This window comes from Brevibacillus sp. 7WMA2, assembly GCF_010748895.1.
In the GTDB taxonomy this organism is placed as follows: domain Bacteria; phylum Bacillota; class Bacilli; order Brevibacillales; family Brevibacillaceae; genus Brevibacillus_B; species Brevibacillus_B halotolerans.
Genome location: NZ_CP048799.1, coordinates 2,572,895 through 2,589,484 on the forward strand (window position 1 = coordinate 2,572,895; position 16,590 = coordinate 2,589,484).

At 41.6% G+C, this 16,590-nt stretch carries 14 protein-coding genes; 3 read left to right on the forward strand and 11 right to left on the reverse strand.

Annotated elements, in window-relative coordinates; translation table 11 throughout:
- Window positions 1–38 precede the first annotated feature (38 nt).
- Complete coding sequence (locus tag GOP56_RS10380) at window positions 39–749, reverse strand: response regulator transcription factor (protein WP_163245519.1); 711 nt, start codon at window positions 747–749, stop codon at window positions 39–41.
- A 201-nt stretch (window positions 750–950) separates the two neighbouring features.
- Between GOP56_RS10380 and GOP56_RS10385 the strand changes: the two genes are divergently transcribed.
- Window positions 951–1,496, forward strand: a complete 546-nt coding sequence (locus GOP56_RS10385; protein ID WP_003339754.1) for a cysteine hydrolase family protein — start codon at window positions 951–953, stop codon at window positions 1,494–1,496.
- A 144-nt stretch (window positions 1,497–1,640) separates the two neighbouring features.
- Here the strand turns inward: GOP56_RS10385 and GOP56_RS10390 are convergent, their stop codons facing one another.
- From GOP56_RS10390 to GOP56_RS10420, 7 genes are all read right to left on the reverse strand, one after another.
- Window positions 1,641–1,997, reverse strand: a complete 357-nt coding sequence (locus tag GOP56_RS10390; RefSeq protein WP_163245520.1) for a (2Fe-2S) ferredoxin domain-containing protein — start codon at window positions 1,995–1,997, stop codon at window positions 1,641–1,643.
- Window positions 1,998–2,306: 309 nt separating this feature from the next.
- Entirely contained in the window at window positions 2,307–3,299 is a 993-nt protein-coding gene (locus tag GOP56_RS10395) for a hypothetical protein (RefSeq protein WP_254068684.1), read from the reverse strand.
- Window positions 3,300–3,421: 122 nt separating this feature from the next.
- The gene (locus GOP56_RS23585) at window positions 3,422–4,243 is read right to left on the reverse strand and encodes a hypothetical protein (RefSeq protein ID WP_068793296.1); all 822 of its coding nucleotides are present in this window, start codon (window positions 4,241–4,243) and stop codon (window positions 3,422–3,424) included.
- Window positions 4,244–5,632: 1,389 nt separating this feature from the next.
- Entirely contained in the window at window positions 5,633–6,034 is a 402-nt protein-coding gene (locus GOP56_RS10405) for a hypothetical protein (RefSeq protein WP_163245521.1), read from the reverse strand.
- A gap of 137 nt (window positions 6,035–6,171) precedes the next feature.
- A complete protein-coding gene (locus tag GOP56_RS10410; protein WP_003338828.1) occupies window positions 6,172–7,422 on the reverse strand; it encodes an efflux RND transporter periplasmic adaptor subunit in 1,251 nt (416 codons plus the stop codon).
- 25 nt (window positions 7,423–7,447) lie between these two features.
- Window positions 7,448–10,576, reverse strand: coding sequence for an efflux RND transporter permease subunit (locus GOP56_RS10415; RefSeq protein WP_096887442.1), 3,129 nt, complete (start codon window positions 10,574–10,576; stop codon window positions 7,448–7,450).
- 22 nt (window positions 10,577–10,598) lie between these two features.
- Window positions 10,599–11,015, reverse strand: coding sequence for a MarR family transcriptional regulator (locus GOP56_RS10420; RefSeq protein WP_163245522.1), 417 nt, complete (start codon window positions 11,013–11,015; stop codon window positions 10,599–10,601).
- Between the two features lie 202 nt (window positions 11,016–11,217).
- Here GOP56_RS10420 and GOP56_RS10425 point away from each other — a divergent pair, with 202 nt between their 5' ends.
- Together GOP56_RS10425 and GOP56_RS10430 are read left to right on the forward strand one after the other, a co-directional pair.
- Window positions 11,218–12,414, forward strand: coding sequence for a sensor histidine kinase (locus GOP56_RS10425; RefSeq protein WP_096887443.1), 1,197 nt, complete (start codon window positions 11,218–11,220; stop codon window positions 12,412–12,414).
- A gap of 5 nt (window positions 12,415–12,419) precedes the next feature.
- On the forward strand, window positions 12,420–13,136 hold the full coding sequence (locus GOP56_RS10430; protein WP_035318158.1) for a response regulator transcription factor: 717 nt from the start codon (window positions 12,420–12,422) through the stop codon (window positions 13,134–13,136).
- A gap of 125 nt (window positions 13,137–13,261) precedes the next feature.
- On the opposite strand, the gene GOP56_RS10435 is transcribed toward GOP56_RS10430, so the two are convergent.
- From GOP56_RS10435 to GOP56_RS10445, 3 genes are all read right to left on the reverse strand, one after another.
- On the reverse strand, window positions 13,262–14,467 hold the full coding sequence (locus GOP56_RS10435) for an MFS transporter (RefSeq protein ID WP_003338823.1): 1,206 nt from the start codon (window positions 14,465–14,467) through the stop codon (window positions 13,262–13,264).
- A gap of 71 nt (window positions 14,468–14,538) precedes the next feature.
- Window positions 14,539–15,414, reverse strand: a complete 876-nt coding sequence (locus GOP56_RS10440; protein ID WP_003338822.1) for a LysR family transcriptional regulator — start codon at window positions 15,412–15,414, stop codon at window positions 14,539–14,541.
- A gap of 385 nt (window positions 15,415–15,799) precedes the next feature.
- On the reverse strand, window positions 15,800–16,492 hold the full coding sequence (locus tag GOP56_RS10445) for an SDR family oxidoreductase (protein WP_163245523.1): 693 nt from the start codon (window positions 16,490–16,492) through the stop codon (window positions 15,800–15,802).
- Window positions 16,493–16,590 lie beyond the last annotated feature (98 nt).

Consider the following 16,590-nt stretch of genomic DNA (forward strand, 5'->3'; position numbering starts at 1 on the left):
TTCCCTTCAAAGGTACTCGTGTTGTACTCTCTGTCCATTCAGCTTGTACCTCCTGTATGATTCCACGTGATCTGTAATCGATAGCCGGCTCCCCTGACCGTCTCAATTGCATCTTCTATTCCTAACTCAGCAAGCTTCTTTCGCAAGCGAGTGATATTCACACTCAATGTATTATCATCTACAAATGCCTGATCATCCCACAGTTTGTCTAAGAGCTTAGCCCGACTCGACACGCGCGGATAAGAAGTGAGCAAGGCCTCCAGTAAGATCGCTTCCTTTTTAGTCAGTAAGCTGCTCTCTTCTTGCAATTTCACTTCTAATCTCTCTGGATAAAGGCATAAGCCTTTTTGCTCGACCATGCGCTCCTCCATCTTGGGGGCATAATCTCCATAGGCTCTGCGTAGCTGACTGCGAATTTTGGCTATTACTAGCTCATAATGAAAGGGTTTCGTAATAAAATCATCTGCACCATACTCAAGTGCCATTACCTGATCCATCTCTGTACTACGAGCTGATATAAACACGATGGGGCATGTGGAGATCGTTCGAAGCTGACGACACCAGTAGTAGCCATCAAAGCTGGGCAAATTAATGTCTAGCAAGACCAAATCTGGCTTCCATTCTAAAAAGCTCTCCATAATGAGATCAAAATTTCGGATGACAACCCCTCGGTATTTATATCTCTCTATATGTTCTCGCAGCAATTCTGCAATTTTTGGGTCATCTTCAATAATCATGATTGTAGTCATAAGCTTTTCCCATCCTTTATTCTTGTAAAAGGAAAGCTTCCAGCTACTTTTCCTTTACACTCTTCTCATCGTTTGACGTAAAAGCATCCTTTTCCGTCACGCTCTCTCTGTTTTCCTTTTTTTGTCGCAATAAATGTATTTCGCTACTTTTAATTGTTGTATACTTTATATAAGCCAAAATAAGGAAGGATGATCACCTATATGATTGATAAAACAGCACTGGTTATTGTAGACACCCAGAGCATCATTACCTATCATTCTTATCATGGGGAAGAAATCGTTGACAAAATTAGTTCATTACAAGCAAAAGCTCGTCAGCTCAACGTCCCTGTTCTGTTTATTCAGCATATTGGTCCAGCCGGCTCTCCTTTTGAAGAAGGAGCGCATATGACTGAGATTCATCCTAACGTTGCACCTCTTGAGGGTGAGATAGTGATTAAAAAGACAGCATGCGACGCATTCTATGAAACAGCTCTGCATCAGGAGCTTTTAAATCGAGGTATCGAGCATCTCATTATTGTTGGCTTTCAAACTCAGTTTTGTATTGATACAGCTTGCCGAAGCGCGGTCTCACACGGCTATGAGGTAACCTTGGTTGGCGATTGCCATTCGACAGCCAATACCCCGACCCTGAACGCCATCTCTATTATTGACCACCACAACGAAACATTGAACGGGCTAGGCACCCAACATCATAACATCACAGTCAAGGATTCAAGTGAAATTTTTGCCTCCGAACCACGCTAATGGAAGATAAAAGATTGGGACTAAAAAAATATAGCTTTGCCAAGAGCAATTAGACTTAGACTCTTACTTCAGTAGCTTTACCTAGTAACAGTAATCATGAATCAAATAAAAGAACAGACTCCCTCGATCTGGGAGTCTGTTCTTTTATTTCTTTACCCCAAACGCTACGGTTTCATTTCTAACAAATCCGTCGCCGGAGTATCTATGGCTAATTTTAGCCTGATAATGCTGTCCTTGGACAAGATGTTCGACAATCTCTTTTGCATCCTCAGGCTGAACATTTTGATACCAAACTCCATCTGGATAGACAATCAAGACACAGGCATCCTCACAGCGTCCATTACATCTGGTCCGGGTTGTATGAATCTGTTCATCTGCTTGCTGCCGGGCTATTTCCTGACGAATCGCCACAGTGACTTCTTCGCCACCTTTTCGCATGCAGCTACCACCATTACATAGCAGGATATGGTGCTTTGTTTTCGATAAATCCCATGTTGCCATAACCTTCCCCCTTCTAGTTTCCCCTTATTGTATCAGCATTTCATTGAAAATGATTTCTTATTGAAATGTTTTGGAGAGTTTGAGCACATCCTTACCGTTTCTTTTTTGGTACATATATGTACAGAACAGATTAATATGCCATATCTTTGTAAGCAAAAATGGAGAACTGGGTTGATAATGGATTATTGATTCTGTTTTCCTACAATACCTGAATGTAATCAGATGAATTGAATTGGTTTTATCAAAACTGTAAGGAGCTGTTAACATACTAAAAAAACCGTCAGAAGAATCTGACGGCCTTACGCTTTATCATTCACGAGACACTAGCATAAAATTATTAATAAACCCATTCTCCTGTAAAAAGACAGGTTCTATTTTTTTCGTAGCAAAATCGTAATAATAAATCCCGCGCCCCTTGTTAACATCTTGTTTTGAAGTACTGCCCAGATAATAAATACCCTTAGCGTCATGGGAAAGATAGACATCACTTCTAGACGAAATGGGGAGATCTAACTTCCTTCTTTCACCAGTCTTACTTTCCACCAGACTATATTCGATAGGTGGGCGATTGATACTTGGAGAGGTAATAAGAAATAGCTGATTCCCGGTACTTGATAAGGAAATGATTTGCTCCTTTTTCAGCGAAATGATCGGGCGTTCTTGTTTCGTCTCGTTATTTAGTTCAACAACCGTATAGTCGGGGGGAACCATGGCTTTTTGTTGCTTATTAGAGATGTTTCTCTGCTTCTCTCTTTCATTCTCTGAAAAACGGGCAAGATAGGTTTTATTTACTTCTGTATTGTAGGAAACTGCCCACGTGTTGCTATCGAGATCTTTATCATCCATGAACTCTAGCTTATGGTTCTGTTTATCATACAAGACAGTTTTTAGGACACGCTCGCCTTTCTTCACAGCGGATAGAATAATAGGTCCTGTTTTTGTCGTAGGTACAATGTAGTTAATAGCAAATAATTCATTTGATAGCTGTTGCGTCTTTTTTGACTGTAGATCATAGGAGAACAATTGATCTCCTTTGTCTTGTACATCTGCTGAGTAGTAAATCTTATTATCCATCAGCGAGACAACAGATAATGGATATTGTGAAGTGTAGGGAATATCCGCCAACTTTGTCATGCGCTTAGACTGTAAATCATAGCTCATAACCCGCATTACCATTCCATTAGTTGTATCTTTACCATTCACATATTCGGTATAAGTAATTGATAAATAGTCCCCAGGGTTATACTTTTTTTCATTTTGGCTTGTCATTATTTGAGATTTTTGATTTACGGTTTGTTCCATACATCCCGAAAGAAGAAGAGTAAATATCGTAACTATCATAAAACAAATTCTCTTTCTACTCATGCCCACATTCCTTTCTTTACATGTAAAGAGGATAGGGTAAAAACCCTATCCTGTACTTATTAAAACTCATAATAGTATCTACCTTTAAATGATAGATTTTTATCCCATTTCAGTCCAAAGTCTTCAACACCCGTTTTCCATATATCCAGCACAGCATCTGGTAATGCACCATTGTCCCTCTTAGTTACTGCGGCTGCTTTGTCATTTTCTGTATTACGTGCGTTGATAGTGGTATTATATTTTGGATTATCAATGTCACCTCTTGTAGCACAATCCCCTTTTACTAATTTATTATCATTTTCACCTGTTGTATCAGTAAAATTTGTAAATCTCCCTGTACCTAATACACTACCAGATGATGAGCCAGTAATTACGATGGTGTTATTATTAGCACCATACTTATATGTACCAGCTGCTTTACGTGTTCCCCTAGGCAAAGCCTTGTAAGCTAGTGCTTCTACTCCGTCATCCTCCTTAATTGAGGATGGATATACAATTTTTTTAATGAATCCCTCTCCATCATAAATGACTCTCATTCCTGGCTGAGGTGCTGGATTTTGTATATGATAGACTGGAAGTTCTTTAGCTTCATCTAAAATTTTCTGAACTAAAGTTTCTTCTTCTGTCAATTTTATAAGTTCCGTGTTAGAGAGTTCCTGGGTTTGAACCGCTTGTACTTTCTCATTTGAGGTAAGTTTTTCTCCCTTTTCAATCACAACCATGTTGTAAGAATCGTCATATTCAATTATTGTACCTGCCAACATCTGATCAGGAATCTTTTCAACACCCTTTTCTGCATGGGTACTTGGAGCTGAAACCATGACAAGTGAACCTAGAATTGCTGTAGTAAGCACAAGATGGGGAAGAATCTTTCTTTTCATAAAATAGCCTCCCTCTTATTGAATAAATATAACAAAAATATACAACTATTTCCAGTATATGATATTGTTCTCATATTCACAAGTGTTTTTTTGTAGAAATGGGAATATTTACTTTCCTTCCTTTCCATGTAAAGAGGTTAGGGTAAAAATCCTATTTGACATGATTTCTATTAAGTAATAAGAGATTTTCCCAGTCCGTAAAAAGTTGTATTAAAATCCTATATTCTCATGTGCGCAATATCTGGATCGCGTTTGACTAAGTAACCCGTCATGTCGATGCCAAACATCTTTTTCACTGCTGGTTTTGCTGCTTCTAGGGTATCTTTCTCAGAAATATTTTTCAAAAATGATTGTCTAACTTTCCGTATCCACCTTCCTATTCATTTCAATTTCTGCTTCTGTTATTTCTCTTATCCTGTCTAAAGCAGAGTAGACTTCATGTTTTTTGTTCACGCCACCCCAAATGCTTTCGCAAGTACGTTTCGGACATTAACCCATTTTTGTGTTCAGGATAATCAATTCTACAGCTGCCCCCATATCATAACTATCATGGTTAGAAAGGAGATGGGTTTATGGACCCAATTGAACACCATCGGAGGAGAATGCACCATCATTTAAGGCATGCCGATCACTTTCGCTCTTTAAGTATGATGCATCGGCATCACCCGGCCAGGCGTCACGAGTTTGCTCACAGAGAGCATTTCCATCGCATGAGAGCGCATCACCATAGAATGATGATGCATCACCATAGGAGAATGATGCATTCTCATCACTAATAATTGCACCAAAAGCTCTCTGATTGGGAATCGTTGTTGATTTAATACTATCTGTTATCGTGTGATTATTTATGATTCCTTTTGAATTTTTACCTCTAGTTGTTGACGGATTTGCTCAACAATGCGTCAACAACTAACCTTTGTATTCATTTATGTGTCTTGAAAGTTGGTTTTTAAAAGAAAAAGTCGTTTCCTAAATGTAAAGGAGACAACTTTCTTAAATGAGATATCAACCTTTACTCCATCCAAAATTATTGTAAATAACTACTCCTTCTTTTTTTTGTTTTGCTCCTCAAGCAAATCTACTACCTTTTGCAATATTTTTATGGTTTCATCGTGTTTTTTATCAAATTTACGAGAGAAAAACCTATATATCCACACAATTACGAATACGATCAGAAACAAAAAAAATAATTGATATAATGAAGAGATAATGCTAAATTCCAACGAAAACAACCTCCTTTTTAATATGTCCCATAAATGTTTGTTTATATAAAACTTTATGATGAAACAATCTTACGTAGGGATTATACCAAATAGAAGGATGGTTTTAAATGTTCAAAAAACACTAGCGAAGAGTATACCTCCGAGGTCCATCAATGTCCTCGATAACCTATACATTTTCCTCTTCTGATGTAACGGGTGTCGCTTTTGTCGTCTTTAATCTCTTGCCTGTGAAAGCTTTGATCTCTTGTGCCGCTTTCTGGGTTATTTTCGGATCAACCTGCTTTATGTCATACTCCAGTTGGGCTACGCCTAGTTTAGCATTTTCAAAATGTACAGTAGCTTCTCGGGGATAAAATGACGCCGTAATCGTATCTATTGAACGAGGATACAGGGCCCGTACCACCTTTTCAAATGTATAGTCTCGTTTCGGGTCAATTTCCTTACGTGCTTGTATGGCTTTGTTGAGAATTGCCTGATCGATTTCACTTACTTGTAATTTCACATCAGCAGAGACAAGCTGCTTTGTCTTCTTATCAATAACAACTCTAGCTCGCTTTGAGCCTTCCATAGTGATGGCTTCTCGCTCTTCTTCAACAGGAGCTAGTAGCTTGAATTATACCTATATTATTTCCATGAAAAAAGCTGGCACAATAGAATGTGACAGCTTTTTTCGAGAGATGATTTTGTCTATATCTTCGGTTATTCTTACTTTTGGATCGTTACCTTACTTCCATCCTTCAACAGTGTCTGTCCTTTTACGACGACTTGTTGATCTGCCTTAATTCCTGTCAGGATTTCGATGGATTCGCTAGAGCCTTCTCCTGTGGTTACCGCGACTTGCTTTGCGATCTCGCCTTCTACGATGTAAACATACTGCTTCCCATCGCGATCGAACACGGCCTTGCGAGGAACAACTACCTTTTCCTGTCCTTTTCCTTGTTGCCCTACTAGATTCATGTTCACAACCATATCTGCTTTCAGCTCGTTGTTTGGATTAGGGATTGATATTTCGATGGGATAGGCTTTGAGCTGTTGATCCATCACCGGGCTGACAGCCGTTACTTTAGCTGTCATTTCTTTTCCTAATGCCGTGATATTCACTTTTACCTCATCGCCAACCTTCACCTGTGAAATATCCTGCTCAGACAAATTAGCCTTCACAACAAGTGGATTGGTATTAACTAATGTGACAATAGGGCTTTGTGGAGAAGCTACCTGTCCAACCGCTCCATTCACACTTGAAATGTACCCGCTGAAAGGAGCTTTTACTACTGCATTCCCCAGTTGTGTCCGAGCATTTTCCAAGCTCACAGCCGCTTGCTTAACAGAAGCCTCCGATACACCTACTGCTGACATTTGAGTGGCAGCTTTCAGGCCTTCCTGCGCATTGGCAACCGCTGTTCTTGCATTAGCAAGCTGTGTATTTGCTTGTTCATATTGTTGTAGAGCAATTGCGCCTTGATTAAATAGCGTTTGCATCCGCTGTTGATTTCGTTCTGCATCCTGTAGGGCTGTTTGGGCTTGGCTCAAGCTATTCTTCGCTTGTTCAAGACCTTGACTGGAGCTATTGCCTGCTTGATTTAAATTCGCCTTAGCTACCTGATAAGCCGCTTCTGCCTGTTTGATCGAATTGATCACATCTTGTTCATCTACACTAAACAAAGTTTCTCCTTGTTTTACATATTGTCCTAAACGAACAGGTAAGGAGGTGATTTTCCCAGACAATTTTGGACTTAACTGCACATCCTGACTAGGCGCTAATTTAGCCGTAAAGCCTGCACTAGAGGAAACTGTCCCGAGCTTAGACATTTCAATCTGAACCGGTGTTACGCTCTCTGTCTGTTCTGTCGGAGTATTCTCTGCCGCTTGATTCGAACACCCCGCTACCAAGAACAGGGCGGATGCTGCTACTAGAATCATTTTTTTATTCATCGTTGTTTTTGCTTTCAATTTCATTTCCCCCTCCTCTATCTCTTCGCCTTTACGACTTCGCTACCGCAATAGCTGCTTGTTGTTTCTTTAGTCGCTTTTGTTCTTTCTTGTGTTTACGTTTAGAAGACCAATCATCGAACCAAGTATACACGACTGGAACCAACACTAGGGTAATGAGCGTAGCAAAGCTTAATCCGAAAATAACTGTGATCGCCATCGGAGCTTGAGATTCACTACCAGAGCCTGTGGCAAAAGCTAATGGACCAATTGCTAGAATGGTAGTCAATGTCGTCATGAGAATGGGACGCAAGCGTACAGGCCCTGCTTCCAAAATCGCATCCCTGACACTCATACCTTTGTCTCGCAATTGATTTGCATAATCTATTAATACGATGGCGTTATTAACGACCAAACCAATCAGTAGAATATATCCAATGAACACGGACACACTGATCGAGGTATTGGTAAACAACAGGCCAAGCATAACCCCTGCAAAGGTAGGCGGGATAGAGAACATGATAATAAACGGCGTATATAAGGATTCAAATTGGGCCGCCATTACCATATAAAGTAGGACGACTGACAAAATAACAGCCAATCCAAGACTACTAAAGGACTCCATCATATCTTTACTCTCTCCGCCGTACTCAATTTTATAGCCATCTGGCAGGGAGAGCTTGTCTAGCTTCGTTTGTACATCCGTAGTGACTGAGTTCAGATCACGTCCTGCTAAATCACCTGTGATTTTTACTTCACGAGTCTGATTCGAGCGATTAATCGTTAGCGGTGCCTCTACTTTTGTCACCTCTGCAACAGAAGACAACGCTACCTGTGCGCCACCTGGTGCAGTTATGCGCAAGCTATTCAAGTAATTCGTATCTTCCTGATACTGCTCGGGCCATTTTAATTGCACATTGATTTCATCATCACCCGTGCGATACTTTGTCACCGTCTGTCCGTTAAATGCTGTACCCACAGCCGTTAAAATCTGTCCAGAGCTCAGCCCATACATACTTGCTTTCTCTGCATCGATTTTCACTTCAAATTCATGCTGCGTATCATCTAAGGTGGTCACCACATTACTGGTTCCCGGGACACTGATTACCTCTTGCTTAATAATCCCGCTCACATCTTTTAGAACCTCGATATCATCACCGCGTAAGGTAATCTGTAAAGGCGAGCCTGTGGACATACCAGCAGACTGTTCTTTCACCTTAATTTCAGCACCCGCAATCGATGCTACCTGCTTACGCAAATCTGCCATTATCTCCGGAGTGGAGCGTTTACGATCCTTTACGTCGACCAGTTTTAAATCAACGGTTGCTTTATTAGAGGTAGAGGTAGCCACGGCCGCTGAACCACCGCTACCAATCGAGGTGCTCAGAATATCCAGCTCCGGTACTTGCGCTGCTATCTTTTCCACTTGTTGGGCTACCTTCTTTGTTTCTTCCAAAACACTACCGTTAGGCATCTTAATATCAATTGTAACTTGTCCCTGATCCATCGATGGCATAAATTCTGCCCCAACTAATGGAGTCAGCGCTACAGAACCGATCATCATGGCAACCGTAACAATCGCTACTGTTTTACGGTGATTCAGCGAAAAATCTAACAGCCTTTTATAGCCTTTTTCTACCTTGTGAAATCCAATATTGAACCAGATTACCGGGTTCATTCCACGATATCCTTCCCGATTGTTATGCTCTGGTACTTTTTTGAGTATCCGTGAGCTTAACATTGGTACTAGGATAATGGAAAAGACCAAAGCGGCAATGTGAGAATACACAACGGTTAGAGCTAGGGGTCTAAAAATTTCTGCTGCAATACCGTCAACCAGCGCAATTGGCAGGAATACACATATCTGCGCCAAAGCAGAAGCCATTACTGCAGTACCCACTTCCTTGGAACCATCTAACGCAGCTTCTACCATGCCTTTCCCTTTTTCCCTTTGTCGGAAAATGTTCTCCAGCATTACGACCGCGAAGTCAACCAGTGAACCCAGTCCGAGCGTCAGCCCTGATAGGGAAATCAGATTGATCGTTTGACCGGTCGCATACATCAGCAAGAAGGTGGAGATGATCGAGATGGGTAGCACGATGATCGCAACAATCATTGATTGGAAGCTACCTAAGAAGAAGAACAAAATAATAATCCCAAACAATCCACCGAACAAGGCATGCTCTGCTGTGGTGTAGATTGAATCTTTAATAAACGTGGACGAATCCAGCGTAGTTGTTAGTTGTAACTGGGAAGGTAAGGTCTTCTTAATCTCTTTCAATTCCTGACTTACAGCATCCGCTACCTGAATGGTATTTCCACCAGATGCCTTTGTAATGGTAATGCCTAAGCTTGGTTTCCCATTAACGTAACTGAACTGATTAATTTTCGCCGTAGTATCGTTGATGGTAGCAATATCTTGCAGGCGAAGGGAGCCATTTCCCATGCGAATAGGTGTTAGTCCGATTTTAGCTACACTATCGTACTCACCCTGAACTCGAATGTTATATTTGCCATCTCCTTCACGTACGGCACCACCTGAACCGGACAGGTTGTTGCTGGCAATCGCCTGCTGAATTTGGTCGATGGTTAATCCATACGACGAAATTTTAGCAGGGTCGAGCACCACATCAACCACGCGATCCTGACCACCGACCAGATTTACTCCAGCTACACCATCAATTCTTTCTAAGCGGTTTTGAATGGAGTCCTCTGCTATCTTCTTCAATTGATTAACATCATCCTCGCCTGTTAGGGCAAATGTCATAATCGGCGTGCTATTCGGATCAATCCGCAGAACCTGTGGAGATTTCGCTGAGGATGGGAGCAGTTGTCGCACTCGATCAACCTTCTCCCGCAATTCCAATGTAGCTTGATCTAAATCGGTCCCCCAATTAAAGCTGAGAATAACCTGTGATGCTCCTTGAATCGAAATAGATGATACTTCCTTTAAATTAGCAACAGTTCCTACTGCACTTTCTATCGGTTTCGTTACCAGCTTCTCTACCTCGCTCGGTGCCGCGCCATCCACAGATGTCACGACAACGGCAACTGGAAAATTCAGCTCTGGATACAAATCAATAGCCAATTTTGGCAGAGAAACGATTCCAAAAATCATGACTGCCAGGGTCAACATGATAATGAGAACAGGTCGTTTGACCGACACTTCAGATATATTCACTCTTTTTCACCTCACCAATGTCTTAACTCGTTATTCTTTTTTTGGTTGTATACATTTCTTGCAAGACATGGAGGGATGAAATCATCTGAGTCGTCTGTTGCTCAAACGTCTCCATTTCCGCTTGGCGTCCCGCGAATTCATTCGCATGATCGAATCGTGGGGACATCGCAACCCAAACCAATCGTTTATCCTTTTTATCCTTGAGCCTTATGACGATGTTATCTCGTTCTAGGCGATCAATTAATCCAGATACCGTACTGTACGAAAGACTAACAGCCTTGCTGATTTCCCCAATGGTTTTCGGGTCGTGCACAACTTGCTCCAGAATCAGCACTTGCTGCCAGGTGATATCTTTGCTTTCGAGTTCTTCACGTGTGATCCATGTAAAAAGGGCACTCGCTTCTTTGAGAAGCTTCGCCATGGTAATCAACTCTTCCATCCAAGCCACCTCCTGCCGTTAATCAATTGTTCGCGATACGAAATGTCACAGGTTTCATTGTAGCGGCAAGTTGAAATGGGCAAATCTACCGAGGGATGGAAAACCGTAGCACTGGCTCGTCTATCTAGAGATAGATGACACCCCATGCTACAATAGAATGTGAACAAACGATCGAAAAATTTGAAGAAGGGTGGGCTATTCTTTGATTGATAACATAACTAAGGCCCTCCGCAAACGACTCTTACTGGTCTGGTTCTTAGCCTTATCTCTTTTGACATGGCTACCAAACTCCTATAATCATGAATCACCTATACAATTTGTGTTTTCCGTATTACTGTTCTGTGGGTATTTGATCTTATTTTGGACCTCTTCTATTCAACTGCCCTCCATAAAAATGACTGTCATTCTTTTACTAGTTGGGGGCGTTACCCTATTTAAAGGCATTTATCTGGGTCCTGAGGGGTTTGGCATGATCATCCTGCTTGGGATTATCATCGGCCTGCGCATCGATAAAAAATATTCGTTACCGTTAGCCACCTTTTTTGGAGTGGTTACCTGTGTATTACTCATCTGGATCACTCATAGCTACACCACGCATGTTGCTCCTTTTTTACTTTCCTTTATTGGGTGTTATCTGGGTGCACGCGGGTATCGTTCCCACCATGAAGCGTATCAATTAAATCAGCAGCATTTAAAAGAATTGCAAATCGCACATACAAAACTACAGGATGCACATAATGAATTGCAGGAAATGACTGTAAATACATTGCAAGTAGCCGTGTTGGAGGAACGAAATCGAATCGCGCGTGATATTCATGACTCGTTAGGTCACAGTCTTACCTCTCTCATCGTGCAGCTACATGCGCTTACCTATATGCTGAAGTCTGGACCAAATGATGCACAGACGGCGGTCAACAATATGTTGGATGTAGCCAAGCAAAGCTTGGAGGATATCCGCGGCTCCGTTCATACCCTTGCAGTCGACAAGCGGACGTTTGGCTTAACGCCATTACAAGCTCTTTTGTCGCAAACAGAGAAAAATACGGACCTGTCCTGTACGTTTGTCACGAATGAGGAAGAGATCGATTTAACAAACGAGGTAACGATTGTTTTTTATCGAATTCTACAAGAAGCGATTACGAATACATTGCGTCATTCCAATGCCACCGCCATATGGGTTGAAATTAGTAAGATAGCTGATTCCATCGTTTTATCCATTCACGACAACGGCCAAAATCGTTCTCAGGAAGGGGTTGAACCTGGTTTTGGTTTATCTGGCATGAGAGAACGTATCACGAAAGTAAACGGAACGCTGAAATATCAGATGAGGGAACCATTTGGCTTTGAAATTACTGCAACAATTCCTTACCATCATTCATCTTTAGAAGGGAACACATAGCTGCTATGGTAGATCATAAACATCAAAAGATTCGAGTCATGCTGGCAGACGATCAAAAGATGATCAGACAGGGTCTTGGGTATGTCATTAATGTTCAAGAGGATATGGAGGTAATTGGAGAAGCGGCGGATGGAGAAGAGATTATCAATCTAGCTTGCGAGCTGAGGCCTGATGTCATTCTCATGGACGTACAAATGCCCAAGTGTACAGGTATTGAAGCGACACGCGAAATTGTAAAACATGTCCCGAAAGTGAAGGTTCTCATATTAACGACATTCGATAACCATGATTACGTTGTGGATGGCATTCTAGCAGGTGCGGTTGGTTATATGCTAAAGGATGCTGATTCTCAGGAGATGCTAGACTTAATTCGCCGTGCTTACAATGGGGAAGCTTCTTTTCACACAGCAACGGCTGCTAAGGCATTAGCTGAGGTATTAAAGAAACAAAAATCGGAAACGACCGCCACAACTCATACAGACAAAGCACAGGAGATATATCCCGAAGAGAATAACCTGGTACTCCTAGATGAACTGACAGAACGAGAGCAGGATGTCTTGCAACAATTAGCATTCGGCTACCGCAATGATCAAATTGCCCAAAATCTCTTTATCTCTGAAGGCACTGTAAAGTCACATGTCCATCGTATTTTACAAAAATTAAATGTCGATGACCGTACGCAAGCTGTAGTACTAGCCCTACGGCATAAATTGGTAAAGTAAATTCTATCTAGAGATAGATGACAGACCATATTTGTTAGAAATGTGAAAAGGACAGGATGCACATTGGCTCCTATCCTTTTCCTTTTTTATCTAATGAAACGCTTTTTATTTTGCAAAATGAAGAATTACTGAATACGTAATGCTGCTGGAGACTGCTCTACATGAGAGAGCTTCATAAGCAATACGAAGGCAATCACGATAAATCCCCCAATCATTCCAACAACTCCGGCCCATCCAAATAACGACCAGAACAAACCACCAAACGTCCCACCTAAACTCGATCCAGCATAATAGAAGAATAGGTACAAGGAGGAAGCCTGTGCTTTATCATGAGTAGCTAATCTACCTACCCAGCTGCTGGCGATCGAATGCCCGCCAAAAAAGCCAAATGTAAAGATTGCAATTCCCGCAATTTTACTAAATAAATGGGGCTCCAATGTAAGTCCAATGCCCCCAAACATAATAACTAAAGACATCCACAGCATTTTAGCGCGCCCAAGTCTGTCTGCCATCTTACCCATCCAAGTAGAGCTAAACGTACCGACTAAATACACAATAAAAATCCAGCCAACGATTGTTTGCGAAAGGGAATATGGCGGCTCAACCAACTGATAGCCGATGTAATTATATAACGTCACAAAGCTGCCCATTAGCAGAAAGCCAAGTCCATATAAATAAAGCAAGCGCTGGTCCGTACAATGGCTCCAAAGTGATTTTGCTAATGTCTTTACCTCTAGTTTGCGCGGTGAAAAATGTCTGGAGGGTGGAAGCATAATCCAGAACAAAATCGTACACAAGAGGCTCAACACACCAATTCCAATCAGAGCCACATGCCAGTTAAACAAATCGGTTAGCGTCCCTGTGATGATTCGTCCGCCCATTCCACCAATCGAATTTCCGCTTATATATAGCCCCATTGCTACGCCTAAGCTATTTTTGTCAATTTCTTCACCCAGATAAGCCATGGCAATAGCCGGTAACCCAGCGAGAACCATTCCGACCAGTATTCGAATGCCAAGTAATATTTGAAATTGATAGCTAAATGCCGTACACACTGCCAACAACGAAGCTCCAATCAAGGAAACAATCATAATCGGTTTGCGTCCCCACGCCTCTGACAATGAACCGAGAAATAACAAACTTATGGCTAAAGCCATCGTGGTTACAGATAAGGAAAGACTGGCCAGCGTTGGAGAAACCTGAAATTCCTTCGTGAATTCAGGTAACAAAGGCTGTGTGCAGTACAGAATAGCAAATGTATTTAACCCTCCTGCAAACAACGCTATGTTGGTTCTGCGAAATGCGCTTGACCCTTGCTTGATATAACTCATGATGTAAATCCTCTCTCTTTATTATTCAGTTAGAAAACGTAGCTATGGGTTCCGTTAATGTCTTAAACAGATTAGATATAATGTTCCTTTACAAATGAGATGAACCTTCTTGCAACAGGAGACAAATAACGCTTTTCTTTCCATGCGAGTCCAATGGTTCGTTCACAGCCTGGATCTAGCACACGTAAGAGTGATACCTTCGATTTATCCAGCACGTTTACATCTGGAACAAGACTTACTCCCAATTTAACGGCCACCAGACCAGCTATTGTAGCAATCTCCTCTCCTTCAAAGGTGATAGCGGGAGTAAAGCCAGCTTGCTTACAAAGCGTATCTGTCAAGGTTCGCAGACCATACCCCTGCTTGAAGGAAATAAAAGGTTCATTGGCAATCTCCTTTAGCTCGATCTGTGTCCGATTTGCCAAAGGATGCGTCTTGGAAACAATGAGAAACAGCTCCTCTGTAATTAAAGGCTCCCAATGCACCTCATCTATTGGCTCTAACATGGAAAACAGGGCAATATCAATTAAACCCGTTTTGAGTTGTTCCACAATCTGATCCATGGATGCTTGATGTAAATGAAAGCTGACCTGTGGATATTGCAGACGAAACGAACGAATAAATTCGGGGACTACTTCAATTCCTAAGGAATGTAAAAAAGCGATCTGTATTTTGCCGTGATCAGGGTTAATCAGGTCTTGAATTTCCTGCTTCCCCTCTTCTATCTCCTGAATGGCTCGCTCCACTCGCTTTAAGAATAGCTCCCCGTACTGATTTAGCACGATATTTCGCCCTTTTCGCTCAAACAAAGGCGTATTTAACTCTTCCTCCAAACGAGCAATTGCTCTACTTAAGGCGGGTTGGGACACATTTAACAGCTCTGCCGATCGTGTAATGTGCTGCGTCTGTGCTACCTTGCGAAAATATAAAATTTGTTGCCATTCCATCAGTTACGTCTCCGTTTTGTTTTCTTTTGTCTTTTGTGTATCATACTTCATGTTTGTCATGACTTCAATTTACGTATTTGCATGATATTCATGCGTTTGTGTTATGAATGAAGCAAAGTATCCAAAAGTCATCGGTATTGGCCCATGCGTTCGTGCACGTAAAATCGCTGTAAAATCAAGGTTAGCGCAATGGACGCACTGGTCTGTCATTGCTAGTAATGATTTGGGCCATTTTCGTCGTAAAAGAGAATAAAAATAGACACGCTTTCTCTCATTAGAGATGAAAGGTGTCTCAATTAGCCAATGCTCTCTTCCTGTAGACAAAGAGAACAGCAAGGATATTTACACAATAGGCTTGTCCGCCACTACAATCAGATGATTCATTTTATTTTTGGTTTTGAATGACCACTTCAGATACCACTAGGCGTTGTCTTGGCTTTACATTTGCCATAATAACATCAGCAACATCATCTGGTTCCATCAGGTGCTTCATGCGTTCTTCCGTGAAAATACCATCCCAGAATTCCGTTTTCATGCCTCCCATGTAGATTCCGACTACTTGTATAGGCGTCTCTTTTAGCTCAATGGCTAAGCTCTCTGTAAAGCCTCTCACACCAAATTTGCTGGCACAGTATACGGACTCATTTGCTTTTCCTACTTTACCGGCCGTAGATACGATATTAATGATCGTTCCGTAATTCTGCTCTTTCATTTGCTTTACTACTGCCTGAGTACTAAAAATCGTTCCTTTTAGATTAATATCAATCATGTGGTGAACAGCTTCCTCGGTGAGGTTTTCAGCCAAATCAAAGCTTCCTGTCCCCGCATTATTGATCAATACATCAATTCTATTATACGCATTGAGAATGGCGTCCATGATTTCCATGATGGCTTGTTTATTCACAACATCGCCTTCGTGGATGGAATAGCTGCCAGTCAATTGCTCAGCTATCCGTTCAAGCTTTGCCTTGGTTCGTCCTAGCAAGCAAACATGAAAGCCTTGCTCCGAGTAACGTTTCGCTAAAGAAGCACCTAACCCGCTTCCTGCCCCTGTAATCACAACAACCTGTTTGTCCATACCTTTTCACCATTCCCTCGTACAGTATCTATCCTTGTTTAGCCCGATTCATCTTCAAGACTTCATGTGAAATCGTGTATAATGGGCTTATGGATTAT

Excerpts from the sequence above, each read along its gene's own strand:
- GOP56_RS10380 (WP_163245519.1), bottom strand. The coding sequence starts at position 749 with ATGACTACAATCATGATTATTGAAGATGACCCAAAAATTGCAGAATTG.
- GOP56_RS10385 (WP_003339754.1), top strand. The coding sequence starts at position 951 with ATGATTGATAAAACAGCACTGGTTATTGTAGACACCCAGAGCATCATT.
- GOP56_RS10390 (WP_163245520.1), bottom strand. The coding sequence starts at position 1,997 with ATGGCAACATGGGATTTATCGAAAACAAAGCACCATATCCTGCTATGT.
- GOP56_RS10395 (WP_254068684.1), bottom strand. The coding sequence starts at position 3,299 with ATGGAACAAACCGTAAATCAAAAATCTCAAATAATGACAAGCCAAAAT.
- GOP56_RS23585 (WP_068793296.1), bottom strand. The coding sequence starts at position 4,243 with ATGAAAAGAAAGATTCTTCCCCATCTTGTGCTTACTACAGCAATTCTA.
- GOP56_RS10405 (WP_163245521.1), bottom strand. The coding sequence starts at position 6,034 with ATGGAAGGCTCAAAGCGAGCTAGAGTTGTTATTGATAAGAAGACAAAG.
- GOP56_RS10410 (WP_003338828.1), bottom strand. The coding sequence starts at position 7,422 with ATGAAATTGAAAGCAAAAACAACGATGAATAAAAAAATGATTCTAGTA.
- GOP56_RS10420 (WP_163245522.1), bottom strand. The coding sequence starts at position 11,015 with ATGGAAGAGTTGATTACCATGGCGAAGCTTCTCAAAGAAGCGAGTGCC.
- GOP56_RS10430 (WP_035318158.1), top strand. The coding sequence starts at position 12,420 with ATGGTAGATCATAAACATCAAAAGATTCGAGTCATGCTGGCAGACGAT.
- GOP56_RS10435 (WP_003338823.1), bottom strand. The coding sequence starts at position 14,467 with ATGAGTTATATCAAGCAAGGGTCAAGCGCATTTCGCAGAACCAACATA.
- GOP56_RS10440 (WP_003338822.1), bottom strand. The coding sequence starts at position 15,414 with ATGGAATGGCAACAAATTTTATATTTTCGCAAGGTAGCACAGACGCAG.
- GOP56_RS10445 (WP_163245523.1), bottom strand. The coding sequence starts at position 16,492 with ATGGACAAACAGGTTGTTGTGATTACAGGGGCAGGAAGCGGGTTAGGT.